This is a genomic window from Kitasatospora sp. NPDC043950 (assembly GCF_056435345.1).
The window spans coordinates 169,667-187,221 of the sequence record NZ_JBWKER010000004.1 but is presented as its reverse complement, the minus strand read 5'-3'; the positions used below and the strand labels follow the sequence as shown (position 1 = coordinate 187,221).

Below are 17,555 nucleotides of genomic sequence, written 5' to 3'. Positions count from 1 at the left end.
GTCTTCCTCCGTGGGGATGATATGGAGATCCTGCTCCAGGTGTTCATCGCATCGGTTCCGGCCGTGATCGGATTCCTCGCGGCCCGCTCCCTCGCCCGGACCAGACTGTTCCTGCGCTACGGCTTCCTGCGGGCGCTGCTGGCGCCGTACAGCCGGGTGCAGATCATCACGCCGAGCATCGAGGTCGCGGAGTTCGCCTTCACCACGGACGGCTGCCAGCTGACCAGCCGCGGGCCGAAGAACGTGCTGTTCATGCCGATGGCCGAGGCCAGGGCGATAGCGGGGCTCACCGACCTGCTGCGGAAGGTCAACCGGAAGGCGACGATCGAACTGGTGGTGGCCGGCGCGCAGGATCCCCGGATGCCGACGTTCTCGATCGGGGGCCCGAGCGTCAACTCCTATTCCGGCGGCGTGCTGGACGCGGTGTTCCCGGATTTCGCCATCGAGTACCCGGACGAGGCCCGCGCCCGGTGGGGCGGAATGACCTTCGAGGCGCTGTACAACCCAGCCGGGGAGCTGATCCGCGACCACGGCTTCATCTTCGTGACCCGCACGCCCCGGCAGGCGCCCTGCATCGTGCTCTGCGGGGTGTTCGCCTTCGGCTCCGCGATGGCGGTGGAGGCGTTGACCGCGGCGAGCCGCAACTCCCCGCTGGCGGCGCTCTTCCGCTCGGGGGAGAAAGGATTCGTCGCGGTGGAGGGGCGGGTCATAGGCCTGGACACCGTCGACGTCACGGTCGAGGTCTGCCGCACCCTGCCCGCGCCCCGGTCCGACGTCCCGTCGGGATTCCGGGGCGAGGTGTCCACGGGTCGTCCCGACGGTTGAGACGATTGGTCTCGACCACGAGGGGCGAAACCGGACAGCTCGGGAGAGTCTGGGGCAGCAACTCCTGGCAGCCGTACAGGTTTTGCCCCGCCCCTGACACACTTTGGGCATAATCGCGCACATGACGATCAACCGTGCGAACGTGAGCGCGATTGCCGAGGACCTGTACGTGTGGCTCCCCCCGAAGCGGGGCTGGGGCCTGGCCAACTGCGGGCTGCTGGCCTCGGCGAAGACCGCGCTCTGGATCGACACCCCCTACGACCCCACCCTGGCCGGGAAGTTCCTCGCCGCCAGCCGCCGCCTGCTGCCGGCCGGGGTCGAGGTCGACCGGGTGATCGTCACCCACGCCAACGGCGACCACCTGTGGGGCGCCGGAGTCGTCCCGGACGCCGAGGTGATCTCCACCCGTGAGGCGCTGGAGCACATCCACTACGAGCCCACCCCGCAGCAGCAGCACGCCCTCGTCGTCGGCGGCGACCCGGACTCCCCGCTCGGCGGCTACCTCAGGGAGCACTTCGGACGGTTCGACTGGTCCGCCACCGACCCCGTGCACCCCGACACCGTCTTCACCGGCGAGCTGGAACTGCGGGTGGGGGAGTACCCGGTGCAGGTGACCGGCCTGCCCGCCGCCCACACCGGCGGCGACCTGATCGTCCACCTCCCGTACCAGCGCGCCGTCTTCACCGGCGACGTGATCTTCGGCTCGACCCCCGAGTACCCCGGCGACCACCCGGTGCACTGGGCCGGCCCGCTGGAGAACGTGATCACCGCCTGTGAGCGGATCCTGGCCACCGGCGCCGAGATCTTCGTCCCCGGCCACGGCCCTGTGCTCGACCGCGACGGGGTTCGCCACCACATCGCTTACCTGACGTACGTCCGGGAGCGCGCGCACGCCCTGCACACCGCCGGGATCCCCGCGCTGGACGCCGCCCGGCGGGTGATAGCCGAGCAGCGCCACCCCGAACTCGGCCTGCCCGAGCGGCTGGTGCTCACCGTCGCCGCCGAGTACCGACACCTGGACGGCACCGAGGTGCCGAACGTCCTGGTGGCCATGGGCCAGGTCGCCCAGGTGGCCCGCGAACTGGCCGAGGACGCCGCCCGCAGCCCGCGCCCGCGCGCCGCCGCCCGGGACTGACCGCCCGGGACCGACCGCCCGCCGCGCCCGGGCCGGACCACCGCCGGCCCCGGCCCCGGCAGCAGCCGACCAACCGGACCCCCAGAGGACTTCCGAGGACTTCGATGACGCAGATCGCGCAGATTGCGCTGATCGCCCTGGCGCTGGTCGCCGCCGCGACGGCGGGCGTGCTCGCCCGCGGCCGGGCCCGGGCCCTCACCCGGGCGGTCGCCGCCGAGACCGCCCGCGGACACGGCGAGGAACGCGCCCGCGCCGCCGAAGGCCGGCTGGCCCGCGCCGAGCAGCAACTGCGCGAGGCGCAGGACGCCGCCCGGCGCGCCACCGAGGAGACCCACCACGCCGAGAGCCGCTACCGGGCCGCCGAGGAGCGCACCCGGGAGGCCGAGAGCCGGGCCCGCACCGCCGAGGACGCCACCCGGGAGACCGACCAGCGGGCCGCCGCCGCGAACACCCGGGCCGGGGAGGCGGAACGGCGGCTCACCGCCGCCGAGGAGCACACCGCCGCCGTGCTCGCCGAGATCGGCCACCTCGCCCAGGAACGGGTGGCCGCCACCGCCGTCCGGCTCAGCCACGCCAACGCCCCGCTGGTCGGCCCGCTGGACGGGCAGGCCGTCGGCCCCGAGGCCGTCCGGGCGCTGCAGTCCGTCCTGGACGCCGCCTCCGCGGCCCTCACCGACGAGCGCGAACGCGTCGACGCCGCCGCCCGCGCCGCCATGCGCGGCGCCACCTCCCGGATCCAGACCCTGCTCTACCAGATCCAGAGCCTGGTCCAGCAGCTCCAGCACGACAACGACGACCCCCGGCTGCTGGAGGTCGACTTCCGCAACGAGGTCGCGCTGCGCCGGATCCAGACCGTCGCCGTGCTCTGCGAAGCCTGGCCCGGCCTGGCCCGCACCGACTCGCCGCTCGCCGAAGTGGTGGTCGGCGCGCTCTCCCGGGTGCCCGGCTACGCCCGGATCAAGGTCGCCAACCACCTGCGCGAGCAGCGGCTCGCCGTGGTCGCCCGGGCCGCCGAGCCGCTGGCCATCACCGTCGCCGAACTCCTCGCCAACGCCTCCGCCTACTCGCACCCGGAGACCGACATCCCGGTCACCGTCCAGCAGGGCGGCCGCGGCGCGCTGGTGATCATCGACGACAGCGGCATCGGCATGGACGACGACCAGCTGCGCCGGGCCCGCCGACTGCTGGCCGGCCCGCCCGACGTCCTGCTCACCGAACTCGGCAACCCGCCCAAGACCGGCTTCGCGGTGATCGGCAAACTGGCCCGCCAGTACGGCTTCTCCTGCCACATCGAGCCCTCGCCGTACGGCGGGATGCGCACCATCCTGCGCATCCCGGCCGCGCTGGTGACCGTCGTCGACGACGAGCAGCCGCTGTCGGTGCTCACCCCGCTGCCGCTGCGGGCCGGCGCCGGCCCGGCCCCCGCGCCCACCGTCCAGGCCGTCCCGCCGATGCGCGACGCCGACGAGGGCGACGGGCCGCCCCCGCTCGCCGACCGGCACAACCAGCCGGGCCCGCACCCCGCGCCCGCCATCCACGCGGTGCCCGACGCACCGGCCGGCCCCGCCGACCCGGTCGATGACGGCACCGGCCTGCCCAGTCGGCGACGCCGCCGACCGGTCACCGCCGACGGCCCCGGAGCCCCCGAGCCCGCCGCCGGGCCGTCCGCCGCACCGGCCGAGCCGCCCGCCCGGGCCCCCGAGCGGACGCCCGAGCGCGCCGCCGCCCACTGGCAGGCGCTCCAGGAGGGCACCGACTCCGGCCGCGCCGCCGTGGCACAGGCCGCCCGCGGGACCAGCACGACCGGCGAGTCCAGCGCGACCGCCGGGACCAGCGCGACCGGCCCGACCGCGGCCGCCCGCGACACCGGTGCCCGCACCACCGTCCGCCCGACCGCCCCGACCCCCGAAGGAGCCGAGCAGTGACCAGCACGCCCAGCCCGACCACCGCCGACGAGATCTCGTGGGTGCTGACCCCGCTGCTGGAGCTGCCGGGGGTGCTGCACGCGGTCATCGCCACCGGTGACGGCCTCGTCGAGGGAGCCTCGGACGGGCTCGACCGCGCCTCCGCCGAGCGGGTCGCCGCGATGACCGCCACCGTGCACGCCGCCGCCCGCGCGTTCACCAGCGCCTTCACCGACACCGAACGGCCCCGGCTGGCCCAGACCGTGGTCGAGTCCGACCTCGGCTACGCCGTCGTCGTCCCGGCCGGGGAGAACACCTCGCTCGCAGTGTTCACCTCCCCGGAGGCCCAACTCGGCAACGTGGCCTACCAGATGCAGGTACAGGTCGCCGCCCTGGGCCGTGCCCTCGCGAGTCCGACCCGGCAGCAGGACACCACCGTCCGATCATGACCGCCGTACCCCGCAGGCGGATGGTGCCCGCCTACCTGGCCACCGGCGGCCGCAGCCGCCCCGGTACCGCCGGCTTCGACCGGCTCACCGTGCTGTTCGCGGACCGCGTCGAACCGCCCCGCGAGCTGGAACCCGAACACCAGCGGCTCTGGGAACTGCTGCGCCCCGGCGCGCTGACCGTGGTGGAGGCCGCCGCGCACCTGCGCCTGCCGGTCAGCGCCACCGTCTTCCTCGCGGCCGATCTGGTCGAGGCGGGCTGCCTGCGCGCCCGCGCGCCGATCCCGCGCGCCCAGCAGACCGACCGCTCCATCGTCGAGAGGCTCCTCGTTGGACTCCGTGCGCTCCGGTAGCCCGGCCGACCGGCCGAGCCGGGTGGGCTACCTGCCCGACCGGGACCAGACGCTGATGAAGCTGGTGGTGGCCGGCCCGTTCGGGGTCGGCAAGACGACGCTCATCCGCACCCTCTCCGAGATCGCCACCCTGCACACCGAGGAGGCGATGACCGAGACCGGACGGCCGGTGGACGACCTGGCGGGCCTGCCCGAGAAGGCCACCACCACGGTCGCCGTCGACTTCGGCCGGCTGACCCTGCCCGGCAACCTCGTGCTCTACATGTTCGGCACCCCCGGCCAGCGCCGCTTCTTCCCGCTCTGGCAGGACATCGCCCGCGGCGCCCTCGGCGCGCTGGTGCTCGCCGACACCCGCCGGCTCGCCGACTCCTTCGAGATCATGGACATGGTCGAGGAGCGGGGCCTGCCCTACGCCGTCGCCGTCAACTGCTTCCCGGACGCGCCGGTCCACTCGATCGAGGTGCTACGCGCCCACCTGGACCTGCACCCCACCACCCCGCTGCTGCTCTGCGACGCCCGCGAGCGCGGTGCCAGCCTGGACGCGCTGATCGCGCTGGCCGAGCACGTCCTCGACGGCCTGCCCGCCGCCCCCGCGGACGCCGCCGACCTCGCCACCCCGGCGGACGTCACCGAGCCCGCCGTCCCGGCAGCGACCGCCCCTGCCGCCTCCGCCGCCGAGGAGCGCCCGTGACCACCGACACCCGCCCGACCCCCATCTACGGCCCGGTCTTCGCCGCCGACCCGCAGCTGGTCTACGACCGGCTGCGCCGCTACGGCGCGGTCGCCCCGGTGGAGATCGCGCCCGGCGTCGAGGCCCTGCTGGTCACCGACTACCAGGCCGCCCTGGACCTGCTGCGCGACACCGACACCTTCTCCAAGGACTCCCGCGCCTGGCAGCGCACCGTCGCCCCCGACAACCCGCTGCTGCCGGTGCTCGGCTACCGCCCGACCGCCCTGTTCAGTGACGGCGAGGTGCACGCGCGCTACCGCGCGGTGATCACCGACGGCCTCGCCCTGCTCGAACCGCACCGGCTCCAGCGCCGGGTCGCCGAGGTCGCCCACCAGCTGGTCGACCGCTTCGAGGCGGCCGGCACCGCCGACCTGATCGCCGAGTACGCCCGCCAGCTGCCGGCCTTCGTCCTCACCACCTGGTTCGGCGTGCCGGAGGAGCACAGCGCCCGGCTGGTCGCCGGGATCGCCGGGATGATCGAGTCCACCGAGAAGGCCGTCGTCGCGTACGGGGACCTCGTCGCGGTGGTCACCGCCATGGTCGCCGAGCGGCGCGAGCGGCCCCGGCACGACCTCACCTCCTGGTTCGTCACCCACCCGGCCGGGCTGGAGGACGACGAGGTGATCCGGCAGATCACCCTCACCATGATCGCCGGGCACGAGCCGACCACCAACCTGATCGGCAACGCCCTGCTGCGCCTGCTCACCGACGCCCGCTACGCCGGCTCCCTCATCGGCGGCGCGATGACCGCCTACCAGGCGATCGACGAGGTGCTCTGGCACGAGCCGCCGCTGGCCAACCTCTCCGCCCACTACCCGCGCTACGACATCACCTTCCACGGCCGGGAGATCCCGGCCGGCACGCTGGTGCTGGTCTCCTACGCGGCCGCCAACTCGCAGGCCGCGCCGCCCACCGACGGCACCGAGCTGCGCAGCGGCGAGAGCGCCCACCTGGCCTGGGCGGCCGGCCCGCACGGCTGCCCGGCCCGTGACCCGGCGCTGCTGATCGCGATCACCGCGATCGAGCAGCTGACCAGCCGGCTCAGCGACCTGGAGCTGGCCACCCCGGCCGAGGACCTGCTCTGGCGCCCCGGCCCGTTCCACCGGGCCCTGGTCCACCTCCCGGTCCGCTTCGCCCCGACGGCCTGAGCCCCGACGGCCTGAGCCCCGGCGGCCTGAGCCCCGGCGGCCTGAGCCCCGACGGCCTGAGCCCCGACGGCCTGAGCCCCGGCGGCCCGCCCCTCGGCGGCCCGGACCCTGCTGGTCCGGGCCCCGGCGGCCCGGGACGCACGAGGGCCCGGGCGTCCGTCCGTACGGAAACCCGGGCCCTCGCGGCGCGACCGGCCGGCCCTACTCGGCCGGCTTCAGCGTCAGCGAGACGCTGTTGATGCAGTACCGCTGGTCGGTCGGCGTGCCGTAGCCCTCGCCCTCGAAGACGTGGCCCAGGTGCCCGCCGCAGCGGGCGCAGCGCACCTCGACCCGGCGCATGCCGAGCGTGGTGTCCTCGATGTACTGGACCCGGTCCCCGGCCAGCGGCGCGTAGTACGACGGCCAGCCGCAGTGGCTGTCGAACTTGGTCTCGGAGCTGAACAGCTCCGCGCCGCAGGCCCGGCAGCCGTAGACGCCGACGGTCTTGGTGTCGGTGTACTCACCGGTGAACGGGCGCTCGGTGCCGGCCTCGCGGAGCACGTGGTACTCCTCGGGGCTCAGCTCGTCCCGCCACTCGGCCTCGGTCTTCTCGATCTCGTAGCTCATCACGGCTCCCGGTCGGGGTACGTCAGACGTTGGAGGCAACGTTCGAGAGGTGCTGCACGCTTCCCCGGATCTCCTCCAGGATGGCGGGGCCCAGGTTGGTGACGTCGCCGGCACCCATGGTGAGCAGCAGGTCGCCGGGGCGGGCCAGGCCGGCCAGCACGGCGGGGGCGGCGGCGAAGGAGTGCTCGGCGGTGACGTCGGCGCCGGCCCGGTGGGCGGCGTCGATGATCAGCTCGCTGGTCACGCCGGGGATCGGGTCCTCGCGGGCCGGGTAGATGTCCAGCACCACCGAGGCGTCGGCCAGCGCCAGGGCCCGGCCCATCTCCTCGGCGAGCTGCTGGGTGCGGCTGAACAGGTGCGGCTGGAAGACCACCAGCACCCGGCCCTCGCCCTCCAGGCCCTCCCGGATCGCCTCCAGGTCGGCGGTCATCTCGGTGGGGTGGTGGGCGTAGGAGTCGATCACCTGGACGCCGCCGGCCTCGCCCTTGAGCTGGAGGCGGCGCCGCACACCGGTGTAGGCGCCCAGGGCCTTGGCCAGGTCGGCGGCCGGGACGCCCAGTGCGACGCCGGCGGCCAGCGCGGCGACCGCGTTGTGCGCGTAGTGCCGGCCGGGCACCGAGACGGTGAAGGACAGCTCGGCGCCGTCCAGCTCGACGGTGACCTCGCTGGTCATGCCGCGGGCGACCACCGAGCGGACCCGGACGTCGGCGTCCTCGGCGGCGCCGACGGTCACCACGGTGAGGCCCTCGCGGCCGGCCACCCGGGCGGTCAGTTCGCGGGCGCCGTCGTGGTCGGCGGAGACCACCAGGGTGCCGCCGGGGGTGATCCGGCCGACGAAGGTCTCGAAGGACTCGTAGATCTCCTCGATCGAGGCGTAGTTGGCGTGGTGGTCCAGCTCCACGTTGAGCACGATCGCCACCTCGGGCGCGTACTTGTGGAAGCTGCGGTCGCTCTCGTCGGCCTCGGCGACGAAGATCTCGCCGGCGCCGTGGTGGGCGTTGGAGCCGGGCGTGTCGAGGTCGCCGCCGATCGCGTAGGACGGGTCCAGGCCCAGTTCGCCGAGGGCGACGGCGAGCATGCTGGTGGTGGTGGTCTTGCCGTGGGTGCCGGCCACCGCCAGCGCCCGGCGGCCGCCCATCAGGGCGGCCAGCGCGTCGGAGCGGTGCACCACCGGGATGCCGCGCTCGTGGGCGGCGGCCAGCTCCGGGTTGTCGGCGCGGATCGCGCTGGAGACCACCACGCTGCTGGTGCCGTCCGGCACGTGCTCGGCGGCGTGGCCGACGTGCACGGTCGCGCCGAGGGCGCGCAGCGCGAGGACGGTCTCGGACTCCTTGGAGTCGCTGCCGGAGACGCTGGCGCCGCGCACCGCGAGGATCTTCGCCAGGCCGGACATCCCGGCGCCGCCGATGCCGATGAAGTGCGGGGCGTGCAGGTCGTGCGCGGCGTCGTTCAAGGCGGGGCTCCGTAGGGCGGGGGCGGAATGGTCGGGCGGACGGGATGGGGAATCGTCCTCGCGGGCGGACCGCAAGGACGATTCTGCACCACCGGCCGGGATCCCTAGGAGTCGCTGGCGAACAGCCGCAGCACCGGGACCCCCACCTTGTGCCGGGCCTGGGAGGCCCAGTCGCGGTGGAAGAACTCCTCGACGAAGTGCGGTGAGGTGAGCACCACCACCTCGTCCGCGCGGTGCTCCTCGACCGCCGCCCGCAGCCGGTCCAGTGGCTTCTCCTCGACCAGCTCGCCGACCGCCTCGGCCCCGGCCGCGCGCAGGTGGCGCAGGCTGTGTTCGAGCGACTCGGAGGCCACGGTCGGCCCGGACTCGGACTCGTCGTGCTCGTGCACCACCTTGTCGAGGTGGCCGAGCGCCACGTCGTCCAGCGCCCGCAGCAGCTCGTCCTGCTTGCCGCGCGGCTGCATCAGGACGACGAAGGAGACCTTCTCGTCGCTGTGGAGCGTGGTGACGAGTTCCACGTCCGCGTCGGAGAGAGCCTTTTCGATCATCAGTACCGTCTTGAACACGTGAGTCCCTTCCAGTGGCCGGCCCCCGGGCCCCGGCATCGCATTAACGGGATCACGACCCGTCGGTCACGGGGTCGGCGGACGCATGTAGCGGGTGAAGAGGAATCCTTTCTGCTCGATCAATGAGACCAGCCGCATCCGCTGCACGTCAGGCATTTCCGCATCGCGGATGATGCGCGGCGCGTCGCCGCCCGTGATCAACGGAGCCAGCGACAGGCACAACTCGTCCAGCAGACCCGCCGCCGCCAGCTGCCCCAGCAGCCGCGGGCCGCCCTCGCTCAGCAACCGCGTCCAGCCCCGCTCCGCCAGCGCCGACACGCCCGCCCGCAGGTCCACCGCCCCCTCCCCGGCGAGCACCAGGTCGGCCACCTCGGCGACCGCCCGGCGGCGCTCCTCGGGCGCGTCCGCGGTGGTGATCACCACCGTTCTGACCAGCGGGGCGGTGAACAGCGGCGCGGTCAGGTCCAGGGTCAGCGAGCGGCTCACGATCGCGATCGCCGGAGCCGGGGCCTGCCCGGCCGCCGCCCGCGCCGCCGCGAACTCGGCCCGGGCCCGGGCCGGCCGGTAGCCCTCCGCGCGGACCGTCTCCGCGCCCACCAGCACCACGTCCGACAGCGCGCGCAGCACACCGAAGATCCGCTTGTCGGCGTCCCCGGACAGGCCCTCCGAGAGGCCCTCCAGCCTCGCCCCGCCGTCCAGACCGGCCACCATGTTGGCGCGCAGCCAGGGCCGCCCCCGATTCACCTGGTCGGGGTACGCGTAGACGGCGGCGAGCGACTCCAGCGAGGCCGGGTCCACGACCGGCTCGCCCAGCGGGCTGATCAACTGTTGCATGCCCTCAGTCTTCCACCGGCCGCCGTCCCGAGGGGCCTGGGACCAGGCGTACCCTCTACTAACGTGCCAGCAGCCCCCCGCCCCGACACCGCGACCGAGTCCATAGCCGCCGCGAGCGCGGCCGGCTCCCCGATCGCGCTCGCCGACCGCCGCCCCGTCGTGCCCGCCGAGCGGCTGGTCGCCGAGATGGTCCCGCCGCCCCGGTTCTCCGACGTGAGCTTCGGGACGTACATTCCGGACCCGAACCAGCCCAGCCAGTACGAGGCCGTCCAGGTCCTGGAGCAGTTCGCCACCACCCTCGGCGGGGGAAACGGTTCCGCACCCAAGCGCAGCTGGTTCCGCCGCTCCGCCCCGGCGCCCACCGGCCCGGCCGGTGTGTACCTCGACGGCGGCTACGGCGTCGGCAAGACCCACCTGCTCGCCTCGCTCTGGCACGCCGCCCCCGGCCCCAAGGCCTTCGGCACCTTCGTCGAGCTGACCAACCTGGTCGGTGCGCTCGGCTTCCAGCAGGCCGTCCGGACCCTCTCCGGGCACACGCTGCTGTGCATCGACGAGTTCGAGCTCGACGACCCGGGCGACACCGTCCTCGTCTCCACGCTGCTCGGCCGCCTCGTCGACAACGGCGTCAAGCTCTGCGCCACCTCGAACACCCTGCCGGAGAAGCTCGGCGAGGGCCGCTTCGCCGCCGCCGACTTCCTGCGCGAGATCCAGGGCCTGTCCGCGCACTTCCGCCCGATGCGGATCGACGGCCAGGACTACCGCCACCGCGGCCTCCCGGACGCCCCGCCGCCCTACCCCGACGCGGCCGTCGACGCCGTCGCCGCCCGGACCCCCGGCGCCTCCCTGGACGACTTCGACACCCTCCTCGCCCACCTCTCCGCCGTCCACCCCAGCCGCTACGGCGCGCTGCTCGACGACGTCACCGCCGTCTGCCTGCGCGGCGTCCGCCAGGTCGACGACCAGTCCACCGCCCTGCGCCTGGTCGTCCTCGCCGACCGCATGTACGACCGCGAGCTCCCCATCACCGCCTCCGGCCTCCCCTTCGACCAGGTCTTCCCCGACGACATGCTCCGCGGCGGCTACCGCAAGAAGTACCTCCGCGCCATCTCCCGGCTGGTAGCCCTCGCCCGCGACAGCGCGAAGACCTGAGCCCGTGACCCCCGCCCCGGCCGGGCGCTGCTCCCGGGCCCTGTCCGGCAAGATCAGCCGGACAGGGCCCGGCGGAGCAGAGCGTGAGGCCGAGCATCTGCCCGCTGCCGACCACGACGTCTACGACCGGGAGGAGCAGCGGTGAGCAGCGGTTGTCACACGCGGTGGGTCGTGCCGCCGGAGCATCGGGAGAGCGAGCAGTACCGGCCGGCCGGGCGGCGGATGGCGCCGGCCGAGGCCGTGTACGCCCGCCGCTCCGCTCTCGGCTGGACGCTCGCCGAACTCGCGGAGCGGTCCGGGCTGGACGAGGCGACGGTCGAGAGCATCGAGGAGAGCGGCGTCGATCCGGCCCTGCCGCTGATCGAACGCCTCGCCGCCGACTTCGACTCGGTCGTCCGCATCGACCCGGCCCGCGAGCCGGCCATGAGGTTCGAGGGGCACGCGGCCTGAGGGAGCCGCACCGCTTGTCGGTGGTGGGTCGTACGGTGGACTCGTGCGACCCATCACGAGTATTGAGCGGTCAGTGGCGCCCTTCGAGGTCGTCAGTCCCTTCCAGCCGAACGGGGACCAGCCGGCGGCGATCGCCGAGCTGGAGCGGCGGATCAAGGGCGGGGAGAAGGACGTCGTCCTGCTCGGTGCCACCGGTACCGGGAAGTCGGCCACCACGGCCTGGATGATCGAGCGGCTGCAGCGGCCCACCCTGGTGATGGCGCCGAACAAGACGCTGGCCGCCCAGCTGGCGAACGAGTTCCGCGAGCTGCTGCCGAACAACGCGGTCGAGTACTTCGTCTCGTACTACGACTACTACCAGCCCGAGGCGTACGTCCCGCAGACGGACACCTACATCGAGAAGGACTCCTCGATCAACGAGGAGGTCGAGCGGCTGCGGCACTCGGCGACCAACTCGCTGCTGACCAGGCGGGACGTGATCGTGGTCGCGTCGGTGTCCTGCATCTACGGCCTCGGCACCCCGCAGGAGTACGTGGACCGGATGGTCCCGCTCAAGGTCGGCGAGGAGATCGACCGGGACGTCCTGCTGCGCCGTTTCGTGGACATCCAGTACGCCCGCAACGACGTGGCGTTCACCCGGGGCACCTTCCGGGTCCGCGGCGACACCATCGAGATCTTCCCGGTCTACGAGGAGCTGGCCGTCCGGATCGAGATGTTCGGCGACGAGATCGAGGCGCTGTACACCCTGCACCCGCTCACCGGCGAGATCATCAGCCAGGACGAGTCGGTGTACGTCTTCCCCGCCTCGCACTACGTGGCCGGCCCGGAGCGCATGGAGCGGGCGATCACCGGCATCGAGAAGGAGCTGGAGGAGACGCTCGCCCGGCAGGAGAAGCAGGGCAAGCTGCTGGAGGCCCAGCGGCTGCGCATGCGCACCACCTACGACATCGAGATGCTGCGCCAGATCGGCACCTGCTCGGGCGTCGAGAACTACTCGATGCACTTCGACGGCCGCGAGCCCGGCTCCCCGCCGAACACCCTGCTCGACTACTTCCCGGAGGACTTCCTCCTGGTCATCGACGAGTCGCACGTCACGGTCCCGCAGATCGGCGCGATGTACGAGGGCGACGCCTCGCGCAAGCGCACCCTGGTGGAGCACGGCTTCCGGCTGCCCTCCGCGATGGACAACCGCCCGCTGAAGTGGGAGGAGTTCCTGGGGCGGATCGACCAGACGGTGTACCTGTCGGCGACGCCCGGCCCGTACGAGCTGTCCCGCGGCGACGGCCAGGTCGAGCAGATCATCCGCCCGACCGGTCTGATCGACCCGGAGGTGATCGTCAAGCCGACCGAGGGCCAGATCGACGACCTGGTGCACGAGGTCCGCAAGCGGGTGGAGCGGGACGAGCGCGTCCTGGTGACCACGCTGACCAAGAAGATGGCCGAGGACCTCACCGACTACATGCTCGGCCTGGACATCCGGGTCCGGTACCTGCACAGCGACGTGGACACCCTGCGCCGGGTGGAGCTGCTGCGCGAGCTGCGCGCGGGCAGGTACGACGTGCTGGTCGGCATCAACCTGCTGCGCGAGGGCCTGGACCTGCCGGAGGTGTCGCTGGTGGCGATCCTGGACGCGGACAAGGAGGGCTTCCTGCGCTCCGGCACCTCGCTGATCCAGACGATCGGGCGGGCCGCCCGAAACGTCTCGGGCCAGGTGCACATGTACGCGGACCGGATCACCCCGTCGATGGAGAAGGCGATCGACGAGACCAACCGCCGCCGGGTCGTGCAGCAGGCGTACAACAAGAAGCACGGGATCGATCCGCAGCCGCTGCGGAAGAAGATCGGCGACATCCTGGACACCCTCGCCCGCGAGGACGTGGACACCGACGAGCTGCTGTCCACCGGCTACCGCGGGGCCGCCGGGAAGGGCAAGGCCCCGGTGCCGGCCCTGGGCATGGAGCGCAAGCAGGGCGAGAGCCTGCCGGCCGCCGAGCTGGCGGAGCTGATCCAGTCGATGACGGACCGGATGCACGCGGCCGCCGCCGACCTCCAGTTCGAGGTCGCGGCCCGGCTGCGCGACGAGGTGAAGGAGCTGAAGCGGGAGCTGCGCCAGATGAGGGAGGCCGGCGTGGCCTGAGCGGGGGCCGAGGGGCCGAGGGGCCGAGGGGCCGACGGGGGTCTGAGGCGGGTCGAGACGGCCGCCGGGCCGGGCCGGTGTGACACCGGTCAAGCCCGGCGGTGTCTCAGCCTTGCCACAATGCGGCGACCGCCGGGAGGTGCGGGGTGCCGCAGGCCCTAGGCTGGCCTGCGGCATCGACCTCGGGACGGGGTGGTGCGACAGACAGCAACAGGGGGCCTCAGCCGGGGGACGGCACGGGGTGTTCCACCGTGGCGCCGCGCGGGGAGCGACCGCGTGGCCGGGTAGAGAGGACAACGCCGTGTCGGTGAACCTTGCCAAGGGACAGCGGGTCAGTCTCCAGAAGGGGCCGGGCGGCGCGTTGACCGTGGTCCGGATGGGGCTCGGCTGGCAGGCCGCGCCGAAGCGGGGCCTGTTCGGCAGCCGCACCAGGACGATCGACCTGGACGCGTCGGCGCTCCTGTACGCCGAGAAGACCCCGTCCGACGTGGTGTTCTTCCAGCACCTGGAGAGCACGGACGGTTCCGTCCGGCACACCGGGGACAACCTGGAGGGCGGCTCGGGCACGGAGGACGACGAGGCGATCCTGGTGGACCTGCTGCACGTGCCGGCGCACATCACCCAGGTGGTGTTCACGGTGAGCTCGTACACCGGGCAGACCTTCGCGGAGGTGCGGGGCGCCCACTGCCGGCTGGTGGACGAGACCACGGGCGAGGAGCTGGCCCGGTACGAGCTGGCCGGGGGAGGGTCGCACACCGGGCAGATCATGGCGAAGGTGTTCCGTGACGGGGCCGGCGGCTGGGAGATGCAGGCGATCGGCGCGCCGGCCAAGGGGCGGACCTTCCAGGACCTGCTGCCGGCGATCGAGCCGTACCTCTGACGGTTCTTTACCTTCTTTACCTTTCTTTGGGCTTCCTGTTACTCTCGATGGCAGCGGAGGGGAGTATTCCCCCGCAGTTGTCCCCGTCATCACGGGCGCCCACGAGCGGCGCCCCGGGGCGCTGGTCCGTGCGGACGCCCCGAGAGCGGGCCCGACGGGCGGAAGAGACCTCCGGCAGTGACGATGACTGTCTCGCCTACCTGCCGGAGGAGCAGTAGTGGACGTTTCCATAGCCATGTGGGTCACCACGATCGGTGTGTTGATCGCACTGATCGTGGCGGACTTCTTCATCGGAGGGCGCAAGCCGCACGAGGTCTCGGTCAAGGAGGCCGGGATCTGGACCGCGGTCTGGATCGTGCTGGCGCTGATCTTCGGCGGGTTCCTCTGGTGGCACTCCGGCGCGCAGCCGGCCGGTGAGTTCTTCGCCGGTTACATCACCGAGAAGTCGCTCAGTGTCGACAACCTGTTCGTCTTCATCCTGATCATGGGCAAGTTCGCGGTGCCGAGGATCTACCAGCAGCGCGTGCTGATGTTCGGTGTGATCATCGCGCTGGTGCTGCGGGCGGTCTTCATCGCCGGCGGCGCGGCGCTGGTCACCCAGTTCTCCTGGGTGTTCTTCATCTTCGGCGCCTTCCTGATCTGGACCGCCTGGAAGCTGATCAAGGAGGCCCGGGCCGGCGAGGAGGAGGACGAGTTCGAGGAGAACCGCCTGCTCAAGTCGATCGAGCGGCGCTTCCCGTCCACCGACACGTACCACGGCACCAAGCTCTTCATCCGGGAGAACGGCCGCCGGCTGATGACCCCGATGCTGATCGTGATGCTGGCGATCGGCACCACGGACGTGCTGTTCGCGCTGGACTCCATCCCGGCGATCTTCGGCCTCACCCAGGACCCGTACATCGTCTTCACCGCCAACGCCTTCGCCCTGATGGGCCTGCGCCAGCTGTACTTCCTGATCGGCGGCCTGCTGAAGAAGCTGGTCCACCTGTCGTACGGCCTGTCGGTGATCCTCGGCTTCATCGGCGTGAAGCTGGTGCTGCACGCGGCGCACGAGGCGGGCGCGAACGTGCCGGAGATCGGCATCCCGCTCTCGCTGGGCGTCATCGTGGTCGTGCTGGCCGTCACCACGGTGACCAGCCTGATCGCCTCGAAGAAGCAGGAGCGGGCCGAGCGCGAGGCCCAGAAGCTGGACGCCTGACCCCCGCGTGACGGCCGAGGCCCCCGCGACCCGAAAGGGGTCGCGGGGGCCTCGTCGTGCCCGGTGCCCGGTGCCCGGAGGCCGAGGTCACCAGCCGCGCTCGCGCCACTCGTCGAGGTGCGGGCGCTCGGCGCCGAGGGTGGTGTCGTTGCCGTGGCCGGGGTAGACCCAGGCCTCGTCCGGCAGCACGTCGAAGACCTTCTCGGTGACGTCTCGCAAGAGCGTGCGGAAGGCCTCCGGGTCGCCCCAGGTGTTGCCGACGCCACCGGGGAAGAGGCAGTCGCCGGTGAAGACGTGCGGGTGGCCCTGCGGGTCGTCGTAGACCAGCACGATCGCGCCCGGGGTGTGTCCGACCAGGTGCCGGACGGTGAGTTCCACGTCGCCGACCCGCAGCTTGTCGCCGTCCGCGAGCAGCAGCTCGGTGGGCACGTCGACGCCCTCGGCGTCGTGCGCGCCGGCGGCGGTGCGAGCCCCCGTCACCGCGACCACCTCGGCGAGCGCGGCCCAGTGGTCGTGATGCCGGTGGGTGGTGACCACGGTGGCCAGCTCGTCGCCGATGGTCTCCAGCAGCACCGGGGCGTCGGCGGCCGCGTCGATCAGCAGCTGCTCGTCGGTGGCCCGGCAGCGCAGCAGGTAGGCGTTGTTGTCGTACGGGCCGACGGCCACCTTGGTGATGATCAGGTGCGCCAGCTCCCGCACGTCCGGCGGCCCGCCGACCTTGACCGCTCCGTGGTACGTCATCCGTCCGCTCCTCGTCCGGTGAAGGGGTTCAGGATCATCTTCGCGCCGTCAGCCCAGCGGGGGAAGCTGGGGGAGGGCGGTGTCGGGGGTGGCCCGGAGGTCGGCGCCGTCGGAGCGGCCGGAGAGCCAGGCGAGCAGGGAGCGGAGGGGGCCCCGGACGGTGAGGGCGGGCTCGCCGGTGCCGATCAGGCCGATGTCCCCGGTGTCCTCGGCGACGAGCTCGACGCCGGGCAGGGCGGCGCCGTGCAGCTTGTTGGCGATCTTGTGGAACTCGGTGACGGCGAAGACCTCCGGCCAGTGCGCGGGGGTGTGGCCGGCGTCCAGGTCGACGTGGTGGTACTCGACCTCGGCGAGGCGCTTCCACGGGAGGTCGTGGGCGGGGAAGACGTAGCCGGTGCGGTGGCGGACCTCGACCGTCCAGGCATCGGCGGGCAGCAGCGCGGCGGCCGCGGCGAAGCGCTCGCGGGAGTCGCGCAGGTCGGCGAGCTGGACGTCGACCGGGCGGGGCGCGCCCTCCTCGATCTGCCGGTCGCGGGCCTCGGTGCTGGCGTACTGCGGGATGTCGGTGCCGGTGCGGGCGCCGTCCAGCAGGTTGACCAGGGAGTCGGCGTTGCGGGCGAGGTGGGCCAGCACGTGACCGCGGGTCCAGCCGGGCAGGGCGGAGGGCTCGGCGACGGCCTCGGGCTTCAGCTCGGCGACGGTGTGCAGCAGGTGCCGGGTGCTCTCCTCGACCAGGGCCAGGTACTGCGCGGCGGCCTCGGCGGCGGTCTGCGGGTCGGTCATCGGATCGGCCTTCTGTGGGAGACGGCGCGTTGCCCGCGGGGGGCTCCGCTCGTTGACCAGCTGACGCTATCGCCGAATCCGACCGCTGAGCAGGGCCTTTTTCGGTCCGGGTACGGAGGGTCCGAGGGGCGCTCTCACTCGTTCGGGTGGACTCCACTGGACACGGTCGATATTCGAACGTCTGAGCTAGTAGGCTGGCTGCCGCATCCTGGAAGAA

19 protein-coding genes are annotated in these 17,555 nt (G+C 72.8%); 13 read left to right on the top strand and 6 right to left on the bottom strand.

Annotated features, from left to right (window positions below; translation table 11 throughout):
• Nucleotides 1-21: 21 nt before the first annotated feature.
• The 7 genes from AC07BF_RS04440 to AC07BF_RS04410 all read left to right on the top strand — a co-directional run bounded on the left by AC07BF_RS04440 (nucleotide 22) and on the right by AC07BF_RS04410 (nucleotide 6,541).
• Nucleotides 22-825: a hypothetical protein gene (locus AC07BF_RS04440; RefSeq protein WP_363580404.1), complete on the top strand. Its 804-nt coding sequence runs from the start codon at nucleotides 22-24 to the stop codon at nucleotides 823-825.
• 121 nt (nucleotides 826-946) lie between these two features.
• On the top strand, nucleotides 947-1,960 hold the full coding sequence (locus AC07BF_RS04435; protein ID WP_363627961.1) for an MBL fold metallo-hydrolase: 1,014 nt from the start codon (nucleotides 947-949) through the stop codon (nucleotides 1,958-1,960).
• Nucleotides 1,961-2,064: 104 nt separating this feature from the next.
• The gene (locus tag AC07BF_RS04430; protein WP_363580408.1) at nucleotides 2,065-3,885 is read left to right on the top strand and encodes an ATP-binding protein; all 1,821 of its coding nucleotides are present in this window, start codon (nucleotides 2,065-2,067) and stop codon (nucleotides 3,883-3,885) included.
• Complete coding sequence (locus AC07BF_RS04425; protein WP_363580410.1) at nucleotides 3,882-4,313, top strand: roadblock/LC7 domain-containing protein; 432 nt, start codon at nucleotides 3,882-3,884, stop codon at nucleotides 4,311-4,313. The genes AC07BF_RS04430 and AC07BF_RS04425 overlap by 4 nt, the downstream gene beginning before the upstream one ends.
• A complete protein-coding gene (locus AC07BF_RS04420; protein ID WP_350885830.1) occupies nucleotides 4,310-4,663 on the top strand; it encodes a DUF742 domain-containing protein in 354 nt (117 codons plus the stop codon). The genes AC07BF_RS04425 and AC07BF_RS04420 overlap by 4 nt, the downstream gene beginning before the upstream one ends.
• A gap of 55 nt (nucleotides 4,664-4,718) precedes the next feature.
• Nucleotides 4,719-5,354 (top strand): GTP-binding protein, encoded by a 636-nt coding sequence (locus AC07BF_RS04415; protein ID WP_478332931.1) that lies wholly within the window; start codon nucleotides 4,719-4,721, stop codon nucleotides 5,352-5,354.
• Nucleotides 5,351-6,541 carry a cytochrome P450 gene (locus tag AC07BF_RS04410; RefSeq protein WP_063349490.1) on the top strand — a complete coding sequence of 397 codons (1,191 nt, stop codon included), beginning with the start codon at nucleotides 5,351-5,353 and terminating at the stop codon, nucleotides 6,539-6,541. Before AC07BF_RS04415 ends, AC07BF_RS04410 begins: the two co-directional genes overlap by 4 nt.
• 201 nt (nucleotides 6,542-6,742) lie before the next feature.
• On the opposite strand, the gene msrB is transcribed toward AC07BF_RS04410, so the two are convergent.
• From msrB to AC07BF_RS04390, 4 genes are all read right to left on the bottom strand, one after another.
• The gene (gene msrB, locus AC07BF_RS04405; RefSeq protein WP_063349491.1) at nucleotides 6,743-7,147 is read right to left on the bottom strand and encodes a peptide-methionine (R)-S-oxide reductase MsrB; all 405 of its coding nucleotides are present in this window, start codon (nucleotides 7,145-7,147) and stop codon (nucleotides 6,743-6,745) included.
• 22 nt (nucleotides 7,148-7,169) lie between these two features.
• A complete protein-coding gene (gene murC / locus AC07BF_RS04400) occupies nucleotides 7,170-8,600 on the bottom strand; it encodes a UDP-N-acetylmuramate--L-alanine ligase (RefSeq protein ID WP_400986526.1) in 1,431 nt (476 codons plus the stop codon).
• Between the two features lie 104 nt (nucleotides 8,601-8,704).
• On the bottom strand, nucleotides 8,705-9,166 hold the full coding sequence (locus tag AC07BF_RS04395) for an indole-3-glycerol phosphate synthase (RefSeq protein ID WP_350885822.1): 462 nt from the start codon (nucleotides 9,164-9,166) through the stop codon (nucleotides 8,705-8,707).
• Between the two features lie 66 nt (nucleotides 9,167-9,232).
• A complete protein-coding gene (locus tag AC07BF_RS04390; RefSeq protein ID WP_363580416.1) occupies nucleotides 9,233-10,000 on the bottom strand; it encodes a pyrimidine reductase family protein in 768 nt (255 codons plus the stop codon).
• A gap of 102 nt (nucleotides 10,001-10,102) precedes the next feature.
• Between AC07BF_RS04390 and zapE the strand changes: the two genes are divergently transcribed.
• From zapE to AC07BF_RS04360, 6 genes are all read left to right on the top strand, one after another.
• Nucleotides 10,103-11,149, top strand: a complete 1,047-nt coding sequence (gene zapE / locus AC07BF_RS04385) for a cell division protein ZapE (RefSeq protein WP_350885869.1) — start codon at nucleotides 10,103-10,105, stop codon at nucleotides 11,147-11,149.
• A gap of 4 nt (nucleotides 11,150-11,153) precedes the next feature.
• Nucleotides 11,154-11,294 (top strand): hypothetical protein, encoded by a 141-nt coding sequence (locus AC07BF_RS04380; protein WP_363627959.1) that lies wholly within the window; start codon nucleotides 11,154-11,156, stop codon nucleotides 11,292-11,294.
• 26 nt (nucleotides 11,295-11,320) lie between these two features.
• Entirely contained in the window at nucleotides 11,321-11,599 is a 279-nt protein-coding gene (locus AC07BF_RS04375) for a helix-turn-helix domain-containing protein (RefSeq protein ID WP_363627958.1), read from the top strand.
• Nucleotides 11,600-11,642: 43 nt separating this feature from the next.
• The gene (gene uvrB / locus AC07BF_RS04370) at nucleotides 11,643-13,736 is read left to right on the top strand and encodes an excinuclease ABC subunit UvrB (protein ID WP_363580420.1); all 2,094 of its coding nucleotides are present in this window, start codon (nucleotides 11,643-11,645) and stop codon (nucleotides 13,734-13,736) included.
• A 301-nt stretch (nucleotides 13,737-14,037) separates the two neighbouring features.
• Complete coding sequence (locus tag AC07BF_RS04365; RefSeq protein WP_363580422.1) at nucleotides 14,038-14,616, top strand: TerD family protein; 579 nt, start codon at nucleotides 14,038-14,040, stop codon at nucleotides 14,614-14,616.
• 217 nt (nucleotides 14,617-14,833) lie between these two features.
• Nucleotides 14,834-15,814 carry a TerC family protein gene (locus tag AC07BF_RS04360; protein ID WP_363580424.1) on the top strand — a complete coding sequence of 327 codons (981 nt, stop codon included), beginning with the start codon at nucleotides 14,834-14,836 and terminating at the stop codon, nucleotides 15,812-15,814.
• An 87-nt stretch (nucleotides 15,815-15,901) separates the two neighbouring features.
• Here AC07BF_RS04360 and AC07BF_RS04355 read toward each other — a convergent pair whose 3' ends face one another.
• The gene (locus tag AC07BF_RS04355) at nucleotides 15,902-16,555 is read right to left on the bottom strand and encodes an MBL fold metallo-hydrolase (RefSeq protein WP_363580426.1); all 654 of its coding nucleotides are present in this window, start codon (nucleotides 16,553-16,555) and stop codon (nucleotides 15,902-15,904) included.
• A 48-nt stretch (nucleotides 16,556-16,603) separates the two neighbouring features.
• The gene (locus AC07BF_RS04350) at nucleotides 16,604-17,338 is read right to left on the bottom strand and encodes a maleylpyruvate isomerase family mycothiol-dependent enzyme (RefSeq protein WP_363580428.1); all 735 of its coding nucleotides are present in this window, start codon (nucleotides 17,336-17,338) and stop codon (nucleotides 16,604-16,606) included.
• Nucleotides 17,339-17,555: the final 217 nt, after the last annotated feature.

What these genes read in the sequence shown, in the direction of transcription:
- AC07BF_RS04440 (WP_363580404.1), top strand. Translation starts at nt 22, where the DNA reads ATGGAGATCCTGCTCCAGGTGTTCATCGCATCGGTTCCGGCCGTGATC.
- AC07BF_RS04435 (WP_363627961.1), top strand. Translation starts at nt 947, where the DNA reads ATGACGATCAACCGTGCGAACGTGAGCGCGATTGCCGAGGACCTGTAC.
- AC07BF_RS04430 (WP_363580408.1), top strand. Translation starts at nt 2,065, where the DNA reads ATGACGCAGATCGCGCAGATTGCGCTGATCGCCCTGGCGCTGGTCGCC.
- AC07BF_RS04420 (WP_350885830.1), top strand. Translation starts at nt 4,310, where the DNA reads ATGACCGCCGTACCCCGCAGGCGGATGGTGCCCGCCTACCTGGCCACC.
- AC07BF_RS04415 (WP_478332931.1), top strand. Translation starts at nt 4,719, where the DNA reads ATGAAGCTGGTGGTGGCCGGCCCGTTCGGGGTCGGCAAGACGACGCTC.
- msrB (WP_063349491.1), bottom strand. Translation starts at nt 7,147, where the DNA reads ATGAGCTACGAGATCGAGAAGACCGAGGCCGAGTGGCGGGACGAGCTG.
- AC07BF_RS04390 (WP_363580416.1), bottom strand. Translation starts at nt 10,000, where the DNA reads ATGCAACAGTTGATCAGCCCGCTGGGCGAGCCGGTCGTGGACCCGGCC.
- AC07BF_RS04355 (WP_363580426.1), bottom strand. Translation starts at nt 16,555, where the DNA reads ATGACGTACCACGGAGCGGTCAAGGTCGGCGGGCCGCCGGACGTGCGG.
- AC07BF_RS04350 (WP_363580428.1), bottom strand. Translation starts at nt 17,338, where the DNA reads ATGACCGACCCGCAGACCGCCGCCGAGGCCGCCGCGCAGTACCTGGCC.